The 17,647-nt window shown below is 34.8% G+C and carries 18 protein-coding genes; 9 read left to right on the forward strand and 9 right to left on the reverse strand.

Annotated elements, in window-relative coordinates; genetic code table 11:
* Window positions 1–12 precede the first annotated feature (12 nt).
* On the reverse strand, window positions 13–1,554 hold the full coding sequence (locus tag EKL95_RS06360) for a glycine--tRNA ligase (protein WP_126461762.1): 1,542 nt from the start codon (window positions 1,552–1,554) through the stop codon (window positions 13–15).
* Window positions 1,555–1,651: 97 nt separating this feature from the next.
* On the opposite strand from EKL95_RS06360, the gene EKL95_RS06365 reads away from it, so the two are divergent.
* Window positions 1,652–2,335 carry a ComF family protein gene (locus tag EKL95_RS06365; protein ID WP_126563797.1) on the forward strand — a complete coding sequence of 228 codons (684 nt, stop codon included), beginning with the start codon at window positions 1,652–1,654 and terminating at the stop codon, window positions 2,333–2,335.
* A 330-nt stretch (window positions 2,336–2,665) separates the two neighbouring features.
* A complete protein-coding gene (locus tag EKL95_RS06370; protein ID WP_126461769.1) occupies window positions 2,666–3,274 on the forward strand; it encodes a superoxide dismutase in 609 nt (202 codons plus the stop codon).
* Window positions 3,275–3,626: 352 nt separating this feature from the next.
* Here the strand turns inward: EKL95_RS06370 and EKL95_RS06375 are convergent, their stop codons facing one another.
* The 4 genes from EKL95_RS06375 to EKL95_RS06390 form a co-directional block, all read right to left on the reverse strand.
* On the reverse strand, window positions 3,627–5,525 hold the full coding sequence (locus tag EKL95_RS06375; RefSeq protein ID WP_126563798.1) for an amidophosphoribosyltransferase: 1,899 nt from the start codon (window positions 5,523–5,525) through the stop codon (window positions 3,627–3,629).
* 132 nt (window positions 5,526–5,657) lie between these two features.
* The gene (locus EKL95_RS06380; protein WP_126461778.1) at window positions 5,658–6,581 is read right to left on the reverse strand and encodes a PfkB family carbohydrate kinase; all 924 of its coding nucleotides are present in this window, start codon (window positions 6,579–6,581) and stop codon (window positions 5,658–5,660) included.
* Window positions 6,582–6,725: 144 nt separating this feature from the next.
* Window positions 6,726–7,262: an ankyrin repeat domain-containing protein gene (locus tag EKL95_RS06385; RefSeq protein WP_126461781.1), complete on the reverse strand. Its 537-nt coding sequence runs from the start codon at window positions 7,260–7,262 to the stop codon at window positions 6,726–6,728.
* 62 nt (window positions 7,263–7,324) lie between these two features.
* The gene (locus EKL95_RS06390; protein WP_126563799.1) at window positions 7,325–8,848 is read right to left on the reverse strand and encodes a catalase; all 1,524 of its coding nucleotides are present in this window, start codon (window positions 8,846–8,848) and stop codon (window positions 7,325–7,327) included.
* Between the two features lie 96 nt (window positions 8,849–8,944).
* Here EKL95_RS06390 and EKL95_RS06395 point away from each other — a divergent pair, with 96 nt between their 5' ends.
* Entirely contained in the window at window positions 8,945–9,883 is a 939-nt protein-coding gene (locus EKL95_RS06395; RefSeq protein ID WP_126563800.1) for a hydrogen peroxide-inducible genes activator, read from the forward strand.
* A 3-nt stretch (window positions 9,884–9,886) separates the two neighbouring features.
* Here EKL95_RS06395 and rnhA read toward each other — a convergent pair whose 3' ends face one another.
* The gene (gene rnhA, locus EKL95_RS06400) at window positions 9,887–10,360 is read right to left on the reverse strand and encodes a ribonuclease HI (RefSeq protein ID WP_126461787.1); all 474 of its coding nucleotides are present in this window, start codon (window positions 10,358–10,360) and stop codon (window positions 9,887–9,889) included.
* Window positions 10,357–10,932 carry a phosphoribosylglycinamide formyltransferase gene (locus EKL95_RS06405; protein WP_126554676.1) on the reverse strand — a complete coding sequence of 192 codons (576 nt, stop codon included), beginning with the start codon at window positions 10,930–10,932 and terminating at the stop codon, window positions 10,357–10,359. The genes rnhA and EKL95_RS06405 overlap by 4 nt, the downstream gene beginning before the upstream one ends.
* A gap of 176 nt (window positions 10,933–11,108) precedes the next feature.
* Here EKL95_RS06405 and EKL95_RS06410 point away from each other — a divergent pair, with 176 nt between their 5' ends.
* The 6 genes from EKL95_RS06410 to EKL95_RS06435 all read left to right on the forward strand — a co-directional run bounded on the left by EKL95_RS06410 (window position 11,109) and on the right by EKL95_RS06435 (window position 16,693).
* On the forward strand, window positions 11,109–11,345 hold the full coding sequence (locus EKL95_RS06410) for an acyl carrier protein (RefSeq protein ID WP_007137004.1): 237 nt from the start codon (window positions 11,109–11,111) through the stop codon (window positions 11,343–11,345).
* A gap of 178 nt (window positions 11,346–11,523) precedes the next feature.
* The gene (gene fabF, locus EKL95_RS06415; protein ID WP_126461793.1) at window positions 11,524–12,777 is read left to right on the forward strand and encodes a beta-ketoacyl-ACP synthase II; all 1,254 of its coding nucleotides are present in this window, start codon (window positions 11,524–11,526) and stop codon (window positions 12,775–12,777) included.
* Window positions 12,778–12,783: 6 nt separating this feature from the next.
* Window positions 12,784–13,524, forward strand: a complete 741-nt coding sequence (locus EKL95_RS06420; protein WP_126461796.1) for a ribonuclease III family protein — start codon at window positions 12,784–12,786, stop codon at window positions 13,522–13,524.
* 113 nt (window positions 13,525–13,637) lie between these two features.
* Window positions 13,638–14,126, forward strand: coding sequence for an IPExxxVDY family protein (locus EKL95_RS06425; RefSeq protein ID WP_126461799.1), 489 nt, complete (start codon window positions 13,638–13,640; stop codon window positions 14,124–14,126).
* A 5-nt stretch (window positions 14,127–14,131) separates the two neighbouring features.
* Window positions 14,132–15,562 (forward strand): pyruvate kinase, encoded by a 1,431-nt coding sequence (gene pyk / locus EKL95_RS06430; RefSeq protein ID WP_126562657.1) that lies wholly within the window; start codon window positions 14,132–14,134, stop codon window positions 15,560–15,562.
* A gap of 348 nt (window positions 15,563–15,910) precedes the next feature.
* Entirely contained in the window at window positions 15,911–16,693 is a 783-nt protein-coding gene (locus EKL95_RS06435; RefSeq protein ID WP_126563801.1) for an alpha/beta fold hydrolase, read from the forward strand.
* Here the strand turns inward: EKL95_RS06435 and EKL95_RS06440 are convergent.
* Both EKL95_RS06440 and EKL95_RS06445 read right to left on the reverse strand, forming a co-directional pair.
* On the reverse strand, window positions 16,690–17,361 hold the full coding sequence (locus EKL95_RS06440) for an ATP-binding cassette domain-containing protein (RefSeq protein WP_126554682.1): 672 nt from the start codon (window positions 17,359–17,361) through the stop codon (window positions 16,690–16,692). The two genes, EKL95_RS06435 and EKL95_RS06440, sit on opposite strands and share 4 nt — an antisense overlap.
* Window positions 17,358–17,597 (reverse strand): hypothetical protein, encoded by a 240-nt coding sequence (locus EKL95_RS06445; RefSeq protein WP_126461807.1) that lies wholly within the window; start codon window positions 17,595–17,597, stop codon window positions 17,358–17,360. Before EKL95_RS06445 ends, EKL95_RS06440 begins: the two co-directional genes overlap by 4 nt.
* Window positions 17,598–17,647: the final 50 nt, after the last annotated feature.

Below are 17,647 nucleotides of genomic sequence, written 5' to 3' on the forward strand. Positions count from 1 at the left end.
GACTACAAATAATTATATTTTCATCAGCCAGTTTTTCATTGAAACTTCATTTTCAATAATAGATTTTAAATCTGCAATCGCTACACGGTCTTGTTTCATCGTGTCTCTGTGACGAATAGTAACCGTTTGATCTTCGATAGTTTGATGATCTACTGTGATACAAAACGGCGTTCCAAGCGCATCTTGTCTTCTGTAGCGTCTTCCTACGGCATCTTTTTCATCATACGTCACATTAAAATCCCAACGCAAATCGTCAATGATTTTATGTGCGATTTCTGGCAATCCGTCTTTTTTTACCAATGGCAAAATTGCTGCTTTAGTTGGAGCCAGAACCGAAGGTAATTTCAAAACAGTTCTTGTGGAGCCATCTTCTAATGTTTCTTCTTTTAATGAAGTGGCAAAAACAGCCAAAAACATTCTGTCTAATCCAACTGAAGTTTCCACTACATAAGGAACGTAATTCTGATTTAATTCAGCATCAAAATATTGTAATTTTCTGCCGGAAAACTGCTCGTGTGCTTTCAAATCAAAATCAGTTCTGGAGTGAATTCCTTCTAACTCTTTGAATCCAAACGGGAAATTAAATTCAATATCAGCCGCTGCATTGGCATAATGGGCTAATTTTTCATGATCGTGAAAACGATAATTTTCTCTTCCTAAACCAAGTGATAAATGCCATTTCAAGCGGGCTTCTTTCCAGAATTCATAATGCTTCATTTCATCGCCTGGACGCACAAAAAATTGCATTTCCATTTGTTCAAACTCCCGCATACGAAAAATAAACTGTCGGGCTACGATTTCATTTCTAAACGCTTTTCCAGTTTGTGCAATCCCAAAAGGAATTTTCATTCGTCCTGATTTTTGAACATTTAGGAAATTGACAAAAATACCTTGTGCCGTTTCCGGACGCAAATATAAATCCATTGCTGTATCTGCGGATGCGCCTAATTTGGTACCAAACATCAAGTTAAACTGACGCACTTCGGTCCAGTTTCTGGAACCCGTTTCCGGACAAGCAATCTCCAGTTCTTCGATTAATGCTTTTACATCTTCCAAATCTTCATTTCCTAAAGAACGTCCCAATCGTTCCAGAATTTCTCTCTCTTTGGATTTATACTCTATAACGCGAGGATTTGTAGTCACAAATTCCTGTTCATTGAAGGTGTCACCAAAACGCACTCTTGCCTTTTCGATTTCCTTGATTGCTTTTATGTTGAGTTTTTCAGCATAATCTTCAATCAAAACATCGGCTCTATATCTTTTTTTTGAATCTTTGTTGTCTATCAATGGATCGTTGAACGCGTCTACGTGACCCGATGCTTTCCAGGTAGTTGGGTGCATCAATATAGAGGCATCAAGACCTACAATGTTATCGTTCATTTGAACCATGGCGCGCCACCAATATTCGCGTATGTTCTTTTTTAATTCTACTCCGTTTTGTGCATAATCATAGACTGCACTTAAACCATCGTAAATTTCGCTTGACGGAAAAATAAATCCGTACTCTTTTGCATGCGAAATTACATTCTTAAATAAATCTTCTTGTTTTGCCATAATACTGCAAAAATATAAAAAGTGAACTTAAAAAAAAGGAAATTGTTAAAGATTGAAGCATTGTTTTGTCTATTTTTATAAATAAATCCCTGATTACATGTTTGAAAGCATTATTAATCTTTTTTTTCCAAAGGTCTGTTCCGGTTGCAACGCCTTTTTAATTGCGAACGAAAATGTGATTTGTACGGTTTGCAGACACGATATTCCGTTGACCAATCATCATTTGAATCCAGAGAATGATGCTTTCAAAAAATTTTACGGACGAATTCCTGTCGTGCATACTTCTGCTTTGTTTTATTTTCATAAAAAGGGAATTGTCCAAGTGCTTATTCATAATTTGAAATACAAAGGACACGAAGAAATAGGAACAATTCTTGGGGAATGGTACGCCGAGGATTTGAAAAACATTGAATTATTAACAACTGTAAATGAAATTATTCCAGTTCCATTGCATCGAAGGAAACTAAAAGAAAGGGGATACAACCAAGTTACTGCTTTTGGAAAAGCACTTTCCACTAGTTTAAATGTAGCTTACAATGACTCACTTTTGATTCGGAATGTGTATTCAAAAACGCAATCCAAGAAAAATTTACTAGGCAGAACGGAAGGAATCGAATCTATTTTTGATGTTTCCTTTACTGAAAAAAATCACAACAAACATTTCCTTTTAATTGATGATGTTATTACAACCGGAGCCACCTTAGAAGCTTGTTCCCGGGCTATACTTAAAATACCGGGTGCAAAAATCAGTATTGTTTGTATGGCGATGGCGCAGTCGTAATTTGGATATTTCGGTTCCAAAACATGTATTTAAAACAGAATGATACCTTAAAGCACAGTCGTTTTTTAGCCCTGATTACTTCACCTAACTTTTACTCTTATAGGAGTTCAGTGAACTTTGTTTGAAGTAAAAATCCTTTTTATGCGCCTTTTCGGTGGATAAAAGATTGGAACAGACGAAGTAAATAGCTTCTGAAAACAAGTATGTTACAACTCTAAAGAGCACACTATTGATTAATTTAATGAAATTATAACGAAATAGAATTTCTATTTCCAAAGTTAAATGATTAAATTTGGATAAAATATTTATAAATCATTAAACAATCATATTATGGCTTTTGAATTACCACAATTACCTTATGCGTATGACGCATTAGAACCTTATATTGATGCCCGCACGATGGAAATTCATCACTCGAAACATCACAATGCGTATACTACCAATCTTAATGCTGCTATCGCAGGAACGGATATGGAAGGAAAGACGATCGAAAATATTTTGATTAATCTTGACATGAAAAACATGCCTGCTCGTAATAACGGTGGTGGTTTTTACAATCATAATTTGTTTTGGACGGTAATGACGCCAAATGGTGGCGGACTTCCAACTGGAGATTTATTGGCTGCAATTGAAGCTGCTTTTGGAACTTTTGAAGAATTTAAAGCATCGTTCAGCAAAGCTGGAGCAACTCAATTTGGTTCTGGATGGGCGTGGCTTTGTGTTCATAAAGGAGGTAAAGTTGAGGTTTGCGGAACTCCTAACCAAGACAATCCATTAATGCCAGGCATAGGTTGTGGCGGAACTCCAATTTTAGGAATGGATGTTTGGGAACATGCTTATTATTTGCATTATCAAAACAGAAGACCAGATTATATCGAAGCCTTTTTCAATGTAATTAACTGGACGGAAGTGGCGAGAAGATTTGCTTTAGAGAAATAGTCTTTTAAGAGAATAGAATATAGAGAATAGACAAAATAACTTAAAAGTTAATTTGTCTATTTTTTTATGCCTCATAGATTGTCCACACTTTCTATCAAAAAAGACGAATAAACTCTTGGCTATTCGTCTTTTTCTATTTTCTTTATTCTGTTCTCTTTCTTCTATGCTCTTTTTTCAGACTTCATTCCAATAAAAAAGGTGGAATCTCTTCCACCTTTTTTGCCCCAAATTTACCATAACCTTAACCTACTAATGTTATGGTGATTCAAATTTATACTAGTTGTTACTACCCTTACAAATAAATTAGATGAATAACATGGAAAACCGATTAAAACCTTATCAGCACCAATTATTAGTATGCTCTAGCATCTTTCCCCTCATAAAAATTCATAAAAGCCCTATTAACGACTCTATTTCCTCCTGGCGTTGGATAATCACCCGTAAAATACCAATCCCCTAAATTTTTAGGACAGGCAATATGCAAATCTTCTACCGTTTGGAAAATGATTTTTACCTCGGCCTTTATCTCCGGTGAGCTTAACATTTGTGCAATTTTATCCGAAACCTCTTGCGGTTGAAAAGGCGCATATATTGCTGTTACATAATTGATAACTTCGGTGTCATTGAAGTTTTCCTGTGCTTTACATTTCACATATACCTCATCAACAATATGATACATGTTTCTTTCTTTTAGCAATTCTAAAGCGGCTTTAAAAGCTACTAATCCTTCTAGTTTTGCCATATCAATACCGTAACAATCCGGATACCGTATTTGCGGTGCAGAGGATACGACGACAATTCTTTTTGGATTCAAACGATCCATCATTTTGATGATACTCATTTTCAGGGTTGTACCTCGAACAATACTATCATCGATAATTACTAAATTATCCGTTGGCTTTATGACGCCGTACGTAACATCATACACATGGGCAACCAAATCATCACGGCTGCTGTCCTCTGTAATAAACGTTCTAAGTTTTGCGTCTTTAATCGCTACTTTCTCCGTACGAATTTTGACAGAAAGGAGTTCTTGTAATGATTCCTTAGTTAAGGTATTTCTATTTTGAAGAATATAATTGTTCTTTCTTTGATTCAGAAAATCTTGAGCTGCTTCCACCAATCCGTAGAAAGACGTCTCGGCAGTATTTGGAATATAAGAGAAAACCGTATTGTCTGTGTCTTGATCAATTGATTTTAACACCGCCGGAAGTATCAATCTTCCTAATGTTTTTCTTTCCTGATATATTTCAGCATCACTTCCTCTTGAGAAATAAATTCGTTCAAAAGAACAGGCTTTTTTTACTGTTGGAGGAAGAATCTCTTCCATGGAAACCGTACCGTTTTTCTTAATTATTAATGCAGTTCCAGGTTCTATTTCTTGAACTTTTTCGAAAGGCACATTGAAAACGGTTTGTATAACCGGTCTTTCAGAAGCAACAACAACTACTTCGTCATCTTGATAAAAATAAGCTGGACGTATCCCGGCAGGATCTCTAAAGACAAATGAATCACCGTGACCTAAAAGTCCAGCCATAGCATATCCTCCATCTAAATTTTTAGAAGAACGTCTCAAAATTTTAGCAATATCCAAGCGTTCGGCAATTACAGGAGAAGCTTCTCTTTTAGACAAACCTTCTTCTTTACAATCCTGATACAACTGCATCACTTCTTTGTCCAGAAAATGTCCGATTTTTTCCATAACCGTAACCGTATCTGCCATTTCTTTTGGATGCTGACCCAATTCTACCAAATTTTGAAAAAGTTCTTTCACATTGGTCATATTGAAATTCCCGGCCAATATCAGATTTCGATGCATCCAATTGCTTTGACGCAGAAATGGATGAACGCTTTCGATACTATTTTTCCCAAAAGTTCCATAACGCACATGACCCAAAAACAATTCGCCTAGGTAAGGAATATTCTCTTTTTGAAGCGCTACATCATCCGCATATTCAGGATGAGCTGCCATCTCTTCATTTATTCTTTCATTTATTTGTTTAAATACATCTTGAATAGGCTGCGAATGGTTTGATCGCACGCGACTTATGTATCGCTCACCAGGTTCAACATCCATTTTAATACTTGCAAAACCTGCTCCGTCTTGCCCGCGATTGTGCTGCTTTTCCATAAGGAGATACATTTTTTGTATTCCGTAAAAAGCCGTTCCGTATTTCTCTTTGTAAAATTCAAGCGGTTTGAGTAGTCTAACTAGTGCTATTCCACATTCGTGTTGTAAAGCGTCGCTCATTGTGTTGTTGTTTGTTGTTGTGTTATTCTAAAAAATGAATTGGACTGATTTATATGTGGGCAATAATCAAACCAGTTTGGTATCTCTTATATTTTTTTAACAAAAAAACCCCGTTTCCGAGGTTTCCATGTATTATAATTCTATGTCAAACTGTGTCAATGATTTAAATTGTTTTAATCTGGACACAACTTCCTCTTTATCTAAATTAACCATCCGTTCCGTTCCAAATTTCTCCACACTAAATGAGGCTAAATTAGAACCGTATATAACCGCATTTTTCATATTCTCAAAAGAGATGTTTTCACTCTGTGTTAAATATCCTGCAAAACCTCCTGCAAAAGTATCTCCTGCTCCTGTTGGATCAAAAACTTCTTCTAATGGCAGTGCTGGCGCAAAGAAAACTTCTTTATTGTGAAACAAAAGTGCTCCGTGTTCACCTTTTTTAATTACTACATATTTAGGCCCCATATTATGGATCTTAGCGGCCGCTTTCACTAAAGAATATTCTCCCGAAAGTTGTCTTGCTTCTTCGTCATTGATTGTAATCACATCAACACGTTTCATCACATCCAATAATTCAGGCAAAGCACAATCCATCCAAAAATTCATAGTGTCGAGCACCACTAATTTTGGTTTAGTTTCCATTTGGTCAATTACGCTACTTTGTACTAATGGATGTAAATTTCCTAACATTACTATATCGGCATTTTTAAAATTCTGAGGGACTTTCGGTTGAAAATCACCCAAAACATTAAGTTCCGTTGCTAATGTATCTCTTGAATTCAAATCGTTATGGTAAAGACCGCTCCAAAAAAACGTTTTTCCACCTTTTACTACTTCAAGTCCAGAAATATCAATGTTTCTTGCTGTCAATAAATCTAAATATTCTTGTGGAAAATCATCGCCAACGACAGAAACTATGGCAGATTGTAAATTAAAAAAAGAAGCCGAAAGTCCTATATAAGGTGCAGCTCCACCTAAAATTTTATCCGTTTTGCCAAAAGGCGTTTCTATAGCATCAAAAGCAACGCTTCCAACAATCAATAATTTATTCATTTATGTAGTTTCAAATTAAGGCGCAAAGATAGGGTATAACTTGTGAAGTTGCAAAGAGTCTGAGGTGTAAAATTTTGCCAAATTAAGAGGTAGTTTTAGACTAATTTACGCCATAATTATTAGAGTTGTTATCCTTATTTGAATTTATGATTTAACCAAAATATTTTTATTTAATAAGTCAATAATAGCCTCATTTTCTTGGTTCACCGCATAATCCAAAGCTGTTTTTCCAAAAATGTCTGTTTGATGCGTATTAATTTTATAGTTCAACAAAATTTCCACACATTTTTCCTGACCAAAAGTGGCAGCAAAAAATAACGCATTTGCCTTATTGTAATTTATTATGTCTGGACTTGCTTTGTGTGCCAATAACAATTCTGCTAAGGAAGAATACCCTTTAAAGCACGCACCCATCAAAGCGGAATTGCCGGAGGAATCCTGAATATCTAAATTTGCTTTTTGCGAAATCAAATACGTTGCAACCTCATAATTATTATTGTAAACCGACAGAATAAGCAAACTATAACCAGAGGAATTTAATAAATTTATATCATTCCCTTCCTGTACAAATTTTTCAATCGTTTTTAGATCATTGGTCCTTGCCGCCTCAAAAACATCTCTGTTTTGCGCATTCAAAAAACCAGAAATTAAAATCAATAAGGTGAAAATTATTTTTTTCATTTTTTTAAAATTTAAATAGTAAAGGAGCGCTAAAAACGCTCCTTTATTAAGTTTCCTTACAATTATTGCATCATTAAAGATTCTAATTCTTTACGATCCATTTTAAGCTCTTTTGCTAAACGCATTCCGTATTCTCTATCCGCTTGATAAAAATGAGCAATCATCTTAGCAACAATTACTTTGTTTTTTACTTGTTTTAAAGCACCTGATAAATTAAAAATTAATGCATCTTGATCTTTCTTAGAAAAAGAACGGTACAAATCTCCCGCTTGTGTAAAATCATTTGGTTTCGAAATTTTTGACTGTGCAGTAGTTACGTTTGCAAATTCTGATTTTGAATACTTGAATTTTGCATCATCCTTTACCTCCGGTTTATTTGTTGAAGGCTGATAATTTACATCACCAGTTTGAGGGCGCAACGACATATACCCATTTTCATTGTAGGTGTTCACTCCGTTTTTAGGCATGTTTACTGGAATTTGTTGAAAATTCCCTCCTAAACGATGGCGTTGTGTATCAGTATATGAGAACAATCTCCCTTGTAATAATTTATCTTCTGAAGGCTCAATACCTGGAACTAAAATTGCTGGCGAAAAAGCGGCTTGCTCTATTTGTTGAAAATAATTTGATGGATTTTGATTCAAAGTCATCGTTCCTACTTTTATCAGTTTAGCAATTTTTTCAGGCCAAATTTTAGTAGGATCAACAGCATTAAAATCCAAAGCCAAAAAATCTTCTTTCTTCAACATTTGAACATACAAATCCCATTTTGGAAAATTTCCTTTTTCAATTTCATTGCGCAAATCCAAAGTAGCATGCTCAATTTGTGTGGATTGAATTGCATTAGCTTCGGCTTGCGATAAATTACGTACTTCTTGTTGCGGAACCCATTTGTATTTTACGTAGGTTACTTCGCCTTTCGCATTTACCCATTTGTAAGCATGTACTCCATTTCCTTCCATTTGGCGAAAATTAGCAGGGATTCCATAATCAGAAAATACCCAAGTAAACATGTGCGTTGATTCTGGTACATTGGAAAAGAAATCGAATGCTCTGTTCGGATCTGATGCGCCATTTGTTATTGGGGACGGTTTAAAGGCATGAACCATGTCTGGAAACTTCATTGCGTCACGGATAAAGAAAACGGGCAAATTGTTTCCTACTAAATCATAATTTCCTTGTTCAGTATAAAATTTAACTGCAAAACCTCGAGGATCACGGTACGTTTCCGGAGAACCTGCCTGATGTATTACCATTGAGAACCGAACCAATAATGGTGTTTTTTTACCCGCTTTATTTAAGAAATCTGCCATCGTAACATCCGAAAAATCAGAGGCAGCAACAAATTCTCCAAATGCACCAGTTCCTCGAGCATGAACCACTCTTTCCGGGATACGTTCGCGGTCAAATGTAGCTAGTTTTTCAATCAAATGAATGTCTTCAAGCAGGACTTGTCCATCTTGTCCAATTGTTTTTGAATTTTGATTGTCTCCTACTGGAGCTCCGGAATTTGTTGTCAACGTTTGACCTAATGTTAGCTGAGTTATCAATATCGCTATTGATAAGACTAATGCTTTTTGTTTCATAAGATTATTTTTTTATTTAATTCATGCAAAAATATCGACAAAAATCATATTGACATAACTGAAATTTTATATCTTTGTTATAGACAATATCTATATATGAATATCCAACAATTAGAATATATAATTGCAGTAGATCGCTTAAAAAATTTCACTAAGGCCGCAGAGTATTGCAATGTAACTCAAGCAACATTGAGCGCAATGGTCAAGAAATTAGAGCAAGAGCTTGGAATAGTGATTTTTGACCGAAAGAAAAATCCAACTGAAACAACCGAAATTGGAATAGAAACTATTGAAAATGCAAAAAAAGTAGTTCTTCATAGCCAGCTTTTAAAAGACAACGCCAAAAAGAGTATTGGAAAAATTGAAGGAAAAATTAGAATTGGAATCATCCCGACAATAGCAAACTCTTTACTTCCAAAAATTTTAAAACCTATTTTAGAAAACTTTCCTGACTTAAAACTAGAAATTTTAGAACAAACAACCAACTCCATTACAAAACAGCTGAAAGAAGGGCAACTTGACATGGGAATTGTTGCGACACCTTTACATGACACTGAAATTGAAGATATCGTGTTATTTTATGAAACTTTAATGGTGTATGGCGACATTGACCCGGTACAGAACTATATTTTACCCGATGAAATTAGAAATCATAAAATCTGGCTTTTGGAAGAAGGTCATTGCCTTAGAGAACAATTTATTAAATTATGTTCTTTAAAGAAAAAAGAAAAAATGGTTGAAAATTTAAAACTTGAAGCAAGTTCTTTTGATACTTTATTGAATATGATTGACGAATTTGGCGGATTAACTTTGATTCCCGAATTATATTACAACACCCTTTCTACCGAAAGAAAAAAACAAGTCAGTTTTTTTAACGCTCCTATTCCGGTTCGTGAAATGAGTATTATTTACCACCGTCCTTATGCAAAAATCAGAACCATTGAAGCGCTAGCCAAAATCATTCACAGCACAATAAACAAAGATTTGATTTCAAATAAATATAAAAAAAGCGAATTAGCAATTACTCAAATATAATAATCACTCACAAGTACTTTCGTAAAAAGCATCTATAGAAAGTTGTTTTTGCATTGAAGCCATAACAGCTAAGGCATCACATCTTTCGTTTTGGACATGATTGTTGTGGCCTTTGATCCACTTAAAATCTACTTTGTGTTTTCTATATACAATTAAAAATCGTTTCCACAAATCAGCATTTTTCCGGTCTGCAAAACCTTTTTTTTCCCAACCCAAAACCCATTTTTTTACTACTGAATCTACCACATATTTAGAATCCGAAATCACCAAAACGGTAGTATTAGGATTTTTTAGCTTTTCGAGACCTACAATTACTGCCAACAACTCCATTCTGTTATTAGTGGTTCGACGAAAACCTTCATAGAATTCCTTTTTATAAGGTTTTCCTACCCATTCCATAACAACGCCATAGCCACCGTTACCTGGATTGCCTTTAGCAGCACCGTCTGTGTATATGTGTACGTCGTGAGAATTCAAAATTCAAAATTATGAGTTAATAATCTTTCAATCACTTCCGGAAAATACTTTTGTTCCAATTCATGAATTTTTTGGGCAACTTCTTCTGGAGTTTCGTGCCCTGATAAAATTATTTTTTTTTGAAAAAGAATATTTCCTTCGTCATAATTTTCATTAACATAATGAATGGTAATTCCGGTTTCTTTTTCATTATTTTCTACAATGGCTCGGTGAATATTCATCCCGTACATTCCTTTACCACCATATTTTGGCAACAAGGCAGGATGTATGTTTATGATCTTATCCGGATAGGATGTGATGATATTTTCAGGGAATTTCAATAAAAAACCAGCCAAAACAATCAGATCAGGCTGAATTGTATTTATTTTATGTAATACTTCCCCTTCAATAAATTGTTCTTTAGTAAAAATATTCGTTGCAACACCATGGTTTTTTGCTTTGTCAAGCACCTTGGCGATGGAGCTGTTTGCAAAGACTGCTTGAACCGTTGCAAGTTTAGATTTTGCAAAATACTTTATGATGTTTTCAGCATTAGTACCCGATCCAGAAGCAAAAACGACAATTTTTTTCATAACCTAGCTTGTTTTAATGATGCAAAAAAAGGGATAAAAAATGAAAATAAATAACATTGTGGCAGCTTTGTTAAAATAAATTTCATAATTTAGTTGTCACATTTATTAACTAAATAGTTGTTTTCAAATAAAGTTTTTTATTTTTGCCAACAAATTAAATTCTAAAATTAAAGATTATGTCAGACATTGCATCAAGAGTAAAAGCGATTATCGTAGACAAATTAGGTGTTGACGAAAACGAAGTTGTAACAGAAGCAAGCTTCACTAATGATTTAGGAGCTGACTCATTAGACACTGTTGAGCTTATTATGGAATTCGAAAAAGAATTTGACATTCAAATTCCAGATGATCAAGCAGAAAACATCGCTACTGTAGGTCAAGCAATCTCTTACATCGAGGAAGCAAAAAAATAATAAATACGCACCCGTTTACAATCTTGTAAGCGGGTGTTATTATTATTTTGAAATTAAATTCGAGATTGGATTTCAATCAAAAAGATATTTATTGTAATACCCATGGCTCTTTTTGTAAAAATACAGTAAAGAAAGCATGGGTTTTATTTGTTTAAAGATAACAAAAAATAAAGAATTTATGGTATTAAGACGAGTTGTTGTAACAGGTTTAGGTGCTCTTACTCCTATTGGAAATAACATTCAAGAATATTGGAATGGACTTATTAATGGCGTTAGTGGAGCAGCACCAATAACTTATTTTGATGCTTCAAAATTTAAAACTCAATTTGCGTGCGAATTGAAAAATTTTAATGCTGAAGATTTCTTAGACAGAAAAGAAGCCAGAAAAATGGATCGCTATGCGCAGTATGCTATGGTTGCCTCTGATGAAGCGGTTGTAGATGCCGGTTTCAATTTTGAAAAATTAGACAAAGACAGAGTAGGTGTTATCTGGGGCTCTGGAATTGGAGGATTAGAAACTTTTCAAATTGAAATGTTGAACTTTGCTGCAGGTGATGGTACTCCTAAATTTAATCCTTTCTTTATTCCAAAAATGATTTCGGATATCGCAGGAGGACATATCTCTATAAAATACGGATTCAGAGGTCCAAATTTTACCACTGTTTCTGCTTGTGCTTCTTCTACAAATGCTATTATTGATGCTTTCAACTATATAAGATTAGGTCATGCTGATGCTATGATAACCGGAGGCTCTGAAGCTGCGGTGACAATAGCCGGAATGGGAGGCTTTAATGCCATGCATGCTTTATCTACCAGAAATGACGATCCTAAAACCGCTTCAAGACCAATGGATAAAGATCGAGATGGTTTTATCTTAGGCGAAGGAGCTGGCGCATTAGTCCTAGAAGAATACGAACACGCTATTGCTCGTGGAGCAAATATTTACTGCGAAATTGGCGGTGGCGGAATGTCAGCTGATGCCTACCATATTACGGCACCGCATCCTGAAGGATTAGGCGCTAAAAATGTAATGTTAAACTGTTTGAGAGATGCCGGTTTACAAGCAACTGATGTAGATGGTGTGAATATGCACGGAACCTCTACGCCACTTGGTGACATGGCAGAATCTAAAGCAATACTTCATGTTTTTGGGGAACATGCTTACACGATGAATTTAAATTCGACTAAATCTATGACAGGCCATTTACTTGGTGCAGCCGGAGCAGTAGAAACAATTTCTTCGATACTTTCCTTAAAACATGGACTAGTGCCACCAACAATAAATCATTTCACAGATGATGAAAATATCGACGCTAAACTAAATTTTACGTTCAACAAAGCTCAGAAAAGAGAAATGAATGTAGTGATGAGTAATACTTTCGGTTTTGGAGGTCACAATGCTTGTGTACTAGTAAAAAAATTAGAAATCTAATTATAAATGCGTATAATTAGAAAAATATTTTCAAAATCCCGTTCTCCAGAAGACGGGATTTTTTTTGATTCTATTCAGAAAATTTTAGGATTTGCCCCTTTAAATCTTGATTTTTATAAAAAAGCATTCACCCATCGTTCCTCTAATCGCCTTGATATTTTAGGAAATCCAATCAATTACGAACGGTTAGAATTCTTGGGAGACGCAATGTTAAGCTCCGTTATTGCGGCTCATCTATTCAATAAAGCACCCGCTGGGGACGAAGGATATTTGACTAAAATGCGTTCTAAAATTGTGAGTAGGGAGCATTTGAACGAATTAGGGAAAGACTTAAATTTAGTGCAATACATAGAAAGCAAAGTGCCACTTCAGCATTTTGGCGAGAACATCCATGGTAATATTTTTGAGTCATTGGTGGGAGCGATTTACTTAGACCGAGGTTATGTATATTGCGAAAAATTCATTCAAAAAAGAGTAGTAGTGCCTTATGTAGATATTGCAAGACTCGAAGGAAAAGTAATCAGCTACAAAAGTCTGGTGATAGAATGGTGTCAAAAAGAAAAAAAAATATTTCATTATGATATTTTTGAGGACAATGCCATTGACGGGCAACGTCTGTTTGGTGTAAAACTTAGCATTGACAATAAAGTGATTGCTAAAGCAAGAGCCACATCAAAAAAGAAAGCAGAAGAAAAAGCATCCCAACGCGCTTATTTTGCATTTCAAGAAAAAATGGACAGAAAATAATTTAATATACATAAAACTATATCGTTTTCGTTTATAAATTAACAAAAACATCACCTTTTGAACGGTCAATACTTCGATAGAAATACTATATTTACATCTTATTTTTTCATGAAATGGCTATTCTTAAACTTGATCTGGGCGAATTTGACGAAATAGATTACTATCTTATTGCGATTCATACTTCATTAGAGGACTATCGTTTGGCATTTTTTATTAATCAAATGCTGCCTGTGAATCTTAGTAAAAGTAAAAGTGAAATTCAAATTAATATTAAAGAAGGAGAAACAGGTTTTTCCAGATTTTATTATGAAGACATCGAAAGCGGTATTTCTTGGAATTTGATTCAAAATAAAAATGAGGTCATCCAGTATAATAAAGGAAATAACCAAAATCTATTTTCTAACGTGTCCATGGAAGTTTCAACAAAAGTCTTTTTACTTCCTGAATTTAAAAAAGTAGATTATTTTTTAAAAATAGAACATCACGAAGATGCCATAAACGTGTCCCAAACGCAGCTCCTATTAAATACCATAAACAGCATATCTACTGTTTATATAGTAGATACAAATAAAATAAAATCTAAAAACAATTTAATTTTTTAATACAAATGCTTACAAACAAAAAAACTAAAATTGTAGCCACACTTGGGCCTGCATGCAGTACAAGAGAGATCATAAAAGACATGATCGAAGCTGGTGTAAATGTGTTCCGAGTAAACTTCTCGCATGCGGACTACAATGATGTAAAAGAAAAAATAAGCCTTATACGAGGTTTAAATGAAGAGTTTGGTTATACAACTGCGATTCTTGGCGATTTACAAGGGCCAAAACTTCGAGTAGGAGTTATGGAGGAAGGTGTCGTCGTACACGATGGGGATCTAATTACATTTACAACTGCCGAAGATATTCTTGGAACTGCTAAGAAAGTATTCATGAAATATCAAAACTTTCCAAATGATGTAAATCCTGGAGAAAGAATTTTGCTTGATGATGGTAAACTCATTTTCGAAATTGTGGAGACGGATAAAAAATCAGAAGTTATAGCAAGAGTAATTCAAGGTGGCGAATTGAAATCAAAAAAAGGAGTAAATTTACCTAATACAAAAATATCCCTACCGGCAATGACCGAAAAAGATATTGCAGATGCCATTTTTGCCATTGGCCAAAATGTAGATTGGATTGCCTTATCTTTCGTGAAAACACCACAAGATTTACAAGAATTACAAGAATTAATCGCCAAACATTCAGAACATAAAATTCCAATTATTGCCAAAATCGAAATGCCGGAAGCACTAGAAAACATTGACAAAATTGTTGCTTATTGTGATGGTCTGATGGTTGCCAGAGGAGATTTAGGAGTAGAACTTCCTGCTCATGAAGTACCGTTAGTTCAAAAAGAACTTATTCGCAGAGCCAAAACGGCTAGAATTCCAGTTATTGTTGCCACGCAAATGATGGAAACAATGATTACGTCTCTTACACCAACTCGTGCCGAAGTAAATGATGTTGCTAACTCCGTTATGGATGGTGCTGATGCCGTAATGCTTTCGGGAGAAACAGCAACTGGAAATTATCCGGTTCAGGTAATTCAAAAAATGACTCAAATCATTGAAGCTGTAGAAGATTCACCGCTAATCCAAGTGCCACAAAATACGCCACAGATAAAAACAAAACGATTTATCACTAAAACAATTTGTCACCACGCTGCCTCCATGGCTAATATAATCAAAGCAAAAGCAATTTGTACTTTGACAAATAGTGGGTATACCGCATTTCAAATTTCTGCATGGAGACCAAATGCACACATTTTAGTGTTTACCTCAAATAAGAGAATCCTTACTCAGCTTAATTTATTATGGGGTGTAAAATCTTTCATGTACACTAAAGATGTAAGCACAGATGATACCGTAACGGACATAAATGAAATTGTAAAACAAAAAGGCTTTGTACAAAAAGGAGATTTCCTTATCAATTTAGCAGCAATGCCTATTAAGGAAAAGGGGATGGTAAACACCCTGAGAGTTTCTGAAATAGAATAATAAAACATTCTCATTATGTATTAAAAATCCGTCTGGTTCAATCAACAGACGGATTTTTTGTTGAAAACACGGTAAAGAATTGATTTTCAATACGTAAATTACAATTGCACTTTGCTTATTGGGTTATGACAGATTTGTCTCGATCTAAAATTGCTATTTTGCTTTTTATAGTTAGTTCTAAATAGTACACTGATTGTGTATCTTTGTTCGCGGATTACGGGGCTCCTTATTTTTAAGTTTTGTCAGGCGCAAATAAACAACATTTGTTGCATTTGAACGAAAGGGCGGAAATGTCTTTTTTATAAAGTTACATTAATTAGCTGAATCTAGTACTTTAAACAAAAAACCTTGAAACAAATTCTCTTTAAAAATACCAACATCTCCTATTCCGATACCGGGAAGGGAACCGCTATTGTCTTACTTCACGGTTTCTTGGAAAATAAAGGCATGTGGGATTTTTATATTCCGGAGTTTGCTAAAAAAAACCGCATCATCACCATTGATTTATTGGGACATGGCGAAACGGAATGTTTGAGTTACGTGCAAACGATGGAGGATAATGCTGATGCTGTGCACGCTGTTTTATCGGAACTACGCATCCGTAAAGCCATTTTTGTAGGGCATTCTATGGGCGGTTATGTAGCTTTGGCTTTCGCCGAATTGTATCCGGACACGATAAAAGGATTGGTTTTATTAAACTCGACCGCAAGAGCCGACAGCGAGGAACGAAAAACAAATAGAGATCGGGCTATAAAAGCAGTAAAACAATCTTTTGTCAATTTCATCTCACTTTCTATTGCAAATTTATTCAGTGAAAACAACAGAGAGCGCCTTTTATCAGTAATTGAAAGCGTAAAGAAGGAAGCTTTAAAAACACCCCTTCAGGGAATCGTTGCCTCACTGGAAGGAATGAAAATACGACAAGACAGAGAAGTGTTGTTGCATTTAGCATCTTTTCCTAAACTTTTGATTCTGGGCGAAAAAGACCCGGTTCTAAATTACGAAGAAACCAAGGAACAGATAGAAGGCACAGCCATGAAACTGGTGACTTTTCCGGACGGACACATGAGTCACATTGAAAACCAAGACGAATTGTTGAACGTATTATTAGCTTTTTTCAAAAGCATCTAAATCATTCCAGGTTTCAAATACCCTTTTTCCACCAATTCGCTTTTGTCTTTTAAATGGTACATTTTTCCTTCTTTCATCAACGCCAGTTTTGTGGAGACTTTTATCACATTTTCATAATTATGATCCGTGATAATAATGCCTTTTGTGCTGGACATTGCAGTGATTAATTCATTAATTTTTTCAATCATTATGGGTGATAAGCCATTGTATGGTTCGTCTAGTAAAGCAAATTTCGATGCATTATTCAGGATTAATTTAATTTCTAAATACCGTAATTCTCCGCCAGATAAATGTTTTATTTTTTTCTCTATCATCGATTGAATCATATCGTCAGCATAAAAATCCTGTAATTTATCTTTGGCAATAGCCAATTGAATAGTCTTTTTTATCGAAAATGAATTTGGAATAAAATTATCTTGAGACAAATAACTGATTTCGTTTAGCAAATCACTAGTTTTTGATTTCACGACGCCATCTACCCGAACAAATTTAAAATCAGCAGTTACAATTCCGAAAATGATTTTTAACAAGGTCGATTTCCCGGAACCATTTCTTCCTAAAACCCCAATAATATCAGCAGTTTCACATCTCAAATACACATCAGAAACTATACTTTTCCCCTCATATTGTTTTTGGATACTATCTATTTCTAAAATATTTTTAGTCATACGAATTTCAATACTACATTAATGACTAAAATCAGCATTAGCGAAAAAACAAAATTCATCAGAAAACCATAAATGAATAGATGCAATTTAGAGATTCCGTTGTTGTAATAAAACAGATATTCGTTTTTAGCATTCACTTCTTTTATCAAAAGGCTAATGAAGAAACCAAAAATAATAAGGGCGTATTTGAAGGTTTCAAATCCGCCAAAAACCCATGCTAAAGTGCTTATTGACATGTTAATTGTTAAGGTGCTTTTGTAAAATTCGAAGATATTGGCTAGTTTTC

The organism is Flavobacterium sp. LB2P53 (assembly GCF_003970305.1).
Lineage (GTDB): Bacteria > Bacteroidota > Bacteroidia > Flavobacteriales > Flavobacteriaceae > Flavobacterium.

Excerpts from the sequence above, each read along its gene's own strand:
- EKL95_RS06375 (WP_126563798.1), bottom strand. The coding sequence starts at position 5,525 with ATGAGCGACGCTTTACAACACGAATGTGGAATAGCACTAGTTAGACTA.
- EKL95_RS06425 (WP_126461799.1), top strand. The coding sequence starts at position 13,638 with ATGGCTATTCTTAAACTTGATCTGGGCGAATTTGACGAAATAGATTAC.
- EKL95_RS06405 (WP_126554676.1), bottom strand. The coding sequence starts at position 10,932 with ATGAAAAAAATTGTCGTTTTTGCTTCTGGATCGGGTACTAATGCTGAA.
- EKL95_RS06420 (WP_126461796.1), top strand. The coding sequence starts at position 12,784 with ATGCGTATAATTAGAAAAATATTTTCAAAATCCCGTTCTCCAGAAGAC.
- EKL95_RS06440 (WP_126554682.1), bottom strand. The coding sequence starts at position 17,361 with ATGACTAAAAATATTTTAGAAATAGATAGTATCCAAAAACAATATGAG.
- EKL95_RS06360 (WP_126461762.1), bottom strand. The coding sequence starts at position 1,554 with ATGGCAAAACAAGAAGATTTATTTAAGAATGTAATTTCGCATGCAAAA.
- fabF (WP_126461793.1), top strand. The coding sequence starts at position 11,524 with ATGGTATTAAGACGAGTTGTTGTAACAGGTTTAGGTGCTCTTACTCCT.
- EKL95_RS06365 (WP_126563797.1), top strand. The coding sequence starts at position 1,652 with ATGTTTGAAAGCATTATTAATCTTTTTTTTCCAAAGGTCTGTTCCGGT.
- EKL95_RS06410 (WP_007137004.1), top strand. The coding sequence starts at position 11,109 with ATGTCAGACATTGCATCAAGAGTAAAAGCGATTATCGTAGACAAATTA.
- EKL95_RS06395 (WP_126563800.1), top strand. The coding sequence starts at position 8,945 with ATGAATATCCAACAATTAGAATATATAATTGCAGTAGATCGCTTAAAA.
- pyk (WP_126562657.1), top strand. The coding sequence starts at position 14,132 with ATGCTTACAAACAAAAAAACTAAAATTGTAGCCACACTTGGGCCTGCA.
- EKL95_RS06445 (WP_126461807.1), bottom strand. The coding sequence starts at position 17,597 with ATGTCAATAAGCACTTTAGCATGGGTTTTTGGCGGATTTGAAACCTTC.
- EKL95_RS06390 (WP_126563799.1), bottom strand. The coding sequence starts at position 8,848 with ATGAAACAAAAAGCATTAGTCTTATCAATAGCGATATTGATAACTCAG.
- EKL95_RS06370 (WP_126461769.1), top strand. The coding sequence starts at position 2,666 with ATGGCTTTTGAATTACCACAATTACCTTATGCGTATGACGCATTAGAA.
- EKL95_RS06385 (WP_126461781.1), bottom strand. The coding sequence starts at position 7,262 with ATGAAAAAAATAATTTTCACCTTATTGATTTTAATTTCTGGTTTTTTG.
- EKL95_RS06380 (WP_126461778.1), bottom strand. The coding sequence starts at position 6,581 with ATGAATAAATTATTGATTGTTGGAAGCGTTGCTTTTGATGCTATAGAA.